The 3371-nt window shown below is 62.2% G+C and carries 3 protein-coding genes; 2 read left to right on the top strand and 1 reads right to left on the bottom strand.

Annotated elements, in window-relative coordinates:
- The first annotated feature begins 242 nt into the window (after window positions 1-242).
- Complete coding sequence (locus C0456_RS19820) at window positions 243-1727, top strand: DUF2779 domain-containing protein (RefSeq protein ID WP_073973230.1); 1485 nt, start codon at window positions 243-245, stop codon at window positions 1725-1727.
- 33 nt (window positions 1728-1760) lie between these two features.
- Here the strand turns inward: C0456_RS19820 and C0456_RS19815 are convergent, their stop codons facing one another.
- The gene (locus C0456_RS19815; protein WP_073973229.1) at window positions 1761-2435 is read right to left on the bottom strand and encodes a hypothetical protein; all 675 of its coding nucleotides are present in this window, start codon (window positions 2433-2435) and stop codon (window positions 1761-1763) included.
- A 124-nt stretch (window positions 2436-2559) separates the two neighbouring features.
- Here C0456_RS19815 and C0456_RS19810 point away from each other — a divergent pair.
- On the top strand, window positions 2560-3371 hold an 812-nt coding region (locus C0456_RS19810; RefSeq protein ID WP_291056198.1), incomplete at its 3' end, for an ATP-binding protein.

The raw sequence follows: 3371 nt of genomic DNA, 5'->3' as shown, positions 1-3371 counted from the left end.
GTCCTGAATGACCGGGTGTGGGTGGAAACCGGAATGGCAGGAAACAGCATTTGCTTAATTCGGCGGACACTCGCCCTGAAGGTTAAGCGCAGGCCAGCATCTCCAGTTGTTGCGAACGCTATGATGACCATCGTAGCGCTTCTCGCGTAGAGATTGAGGGGAGGCCTGAACAGCTCTGTTCTATCCGGTCATCGAGGATTGAACGACCATTTCTGTCGTGATGGGGTTGTAGGAATCGCGGCATGACGCAAACACGCACCCGCCGTTTCGGCCTCTCCAAATCGAAAATCACAGCCTTCGAGCAATGCCCCAAGCGGCTGTGGCTGGCGACCCATCGTCCCGAACTCGCCGAGCAGGATGCGGGCGCCGAGGCGCGCTTTGCGACCGGCAATGACGTGGGGGCGATCGCCTGCGCGCTCCATCCGGGCGGCTTCATGGTCGATGCGCCGAACCTGACGGCAGCGCTGGCCACGACCGCATCGCTTATCGCAGGGGGCCATCCGGGTCCGATCTTCGAGGCGACCTTCGAACACGATGGCGTGCTGGTGCGGGTTGATGTGCTCGATAAGCTCGAAGGCGGAAGCTGGGCAGCGGCCGAGGTCAAGAGCTCTGGTTCGGTCAAGGACTACCACCGCGGCGATCTCGCAACGCAGGTCTGGGTGCTGCGCGAGGCAGGCATCAATCTGCAACGCGCCAGCATCCGTCATATCGACACCAGCTTCGTGCTGACGCGCGAGGGCGATTATCGCGGGCTGTTCACCGACGCCGATCTGCTGGGCGAGCTAGAGGCGACCATCGCCACGCGCCACGCGCTGGTGGCCGAGGCGCGCGCGGTGCTCTCAGGTGCCGAACCCGAGCGCGAGATGGGAGACCACTGCGCCTCGCCTTTCCCATGCGAGTTTTCCGCCTATTGCAGCCGCCACCTGCCGCCGGGACCGGAGTGGCCGGTGACGGTGCTGCCCAATGGCGGCGGCAAGCGCTGGCTTGAAAACGGCATCGCGGACCTGCTCGATCTGTCCGAGGGCGATCTCAATGATCGCCATGCCCGCATCCTTGCCGCGACGCGCGACGGCAAGCCGTTCCACGATGCCGAAGGCGCGCGCAGGGCGATGGAGCACTGGGGCTGGCCGCGTGCCTGGCTCGACTTCGAGACGATCGCTCCGGCAATCCCGCGCTGGCTCGGCACGCGCCCATACCAGCAGATCCCGTTCCAGTTCTCGCTCCATCTCGAGCGGCGCGGCGGGCGCATGACGCACCACGAATTCCTGAGCTGCGACGGCAGCGACCCGCGCCGCGCCTGCGCTGAAGCGCTGGTCGAACACATACCCGAGGGCGCGACGATCATCGCCTACAACGCGGCGTTCGAGCGGCGGGTGCTCCGTGACCTTGCGGCGGCCTTTCCCGACCTTACCGCAAGGCTCGAAGCTATGGCCGAAGCCACGGTCGATCTGCTGCCCGTCGCCCGCAACCACTGGTATCACCGCGACCAGCGCGGCAGCTGGTCGATCAAGGCCGTGCTGCCAACCATCGCTGCCGATCTCGATTACGGCGCGCTTGAAGTAAAGTATGGGGGCGATGCGCAAACCGCGTGGCTCGAGGCTGCGGACCCGGCCTGTGACCCGCTGCGGCGCGAGGCGCTGGAAGAAGCGCTCAAGGCTTATTGCGCGCGCGATACCTGGGCGATGGTCGCCGTGGCGCGGGCTTTGGCAGGCACTGCAATGGCGTAACCAATCGATCTGCGGCTTCGGCCGTCAAGTGGATCAAGATCCCGCCATTTCCAGAACCCGTTTGACCATCGCCGATGGGTCGGCCTGAGCATTTCGCCAGTTGGCACGTCCCGGGTGAGTGAGGGTGCAGACGAAGATCCCATTTTGCGATCGATGGGCGACACTCGTCCAACCGCGCCGGTTGGTTTCCTTGAAGCAATCGCACTGCTCGTCCGCACCGAGACGTTCCCGAACCCACCACCCTGCTGTGCCACCAAGGCAAATGATGACCCGGCAACCAAGGTTCTCGATTACCGCCTCATGCACCGGCCAGCAGGCATCCAGTAACTCGCTCTTGTTTTCCTCGAGCTTGGCCTCGGTTGCACTGCGAATGAAGACGACGTTGCTCGCAGGCGTGAGGCGAAGGTCGATTTCCAGAGCTTCGGCAAGATGACGGATACGGGGCTGCATGCCATGTGCACCTGCAACCGTGCCACCCCAAACCTCGTCCACATATGACGAGTAAGGTTGAGCCTGCCTTTGCCAGTTCTCGAAATTGCGGCGGACGGTATTCTCCGGCTGCTTTTCTGGGCTTCCGCCCGGGTTCAGTCCAAGGATGTAAACCGGATGGTGCCCCTCGAATGCTGGCGGAGCGGAATAGAAGATCGCGCCCGATGCGTCGAGCACGTCCGCGGGCATCTGGAAAACAGCTTGGCTGACAGACTGCATTATACGACCCTTCTTGTTGAAACACCGCTTGTATTACTCAGAGGGGTGGCTGCGTGAAGCACAAATCGCTCGACCGATTATAGGAACGACCGTTTTTGTCGCAGCATGACCATATTCGAGGCGCATGAACCTTAAGCGCTTTCTCTCGCAGATCCCCGGTCCCCCTTCCTCCAAGCGTAGCTCCTTCGTGAGGTCGTCCGATGCGGCAGCCTTCGCCCAAGCATGGTGCACTGCCGTTGGCCAGTTGAATGGCGCGCAGCTGCGTGACCACGGTAAGCAGCTGTTCGACATATGGTTCGACTACATCTGCGGGCCGGAGCCTGTTGAGGAAGAGATTGCAACCTGGCACGACCTTGCTCCGTCCGGCTACGGGATGCTGCTGGGCGAACTGGTAGCGCGGTATCAGCCTAAGCAGCGAACGGCAGCTACACCTTTCGATCGTCGTATCGCTTGGCTTGCCGAGACGTTCGAACTCGATGTGAGAGAGCAGACAATTATCTACGCACTTGCTCGGTGCGCCATTCACGATGCCTGGCGAAAGCTGTTACATGCCTTGCCGGGCGAGGGAGCAAGGCCAACCGCGCTGAGGATTGCCTATCTGACTGGACTTCTCGCGGGCGAAATCGAAGATCGGCTTGGCGCTGGCGAGCGATTGTCACGGTGCGGGCTTATCGACAACGACAGGGACGGCGAGTTCGTAGGCACTCAGCTGTTGGAGCGCATCGCCAGGTCGAACTCGCCTCCATCACGGCTTGCGCGGCAACTGATGCCCTCGGCCCCGCGCTCCACCCTTCGTTGGCGCGACTTCGACCACATCGGTGCGCAGCGCGAAATCGCAAAAGCGCTTGTCGCAGCCGACGGCAAGGTTTCGATCCTCCTCTATGGTCCGCCGGGAACCGGAAAGACCGAATTCGCACGCTTACTTGCCGATTTAAG

The organism is Hyphomonas sp. (assembly GCF_013823385.1).
In the GTDB taxonomy this organism is placed as follows: domain Bacteria; phylum Pseudomonadota; class Alphaproteobacteria; order Caulobacterales; family Hyphomonadaceae; genus Hyphomonas.
The sequence above is the reverse complement of the archived record's forward strand: the minus strand, read 5'-3'. Positions and strand labels throughout refer to the sequence as shown.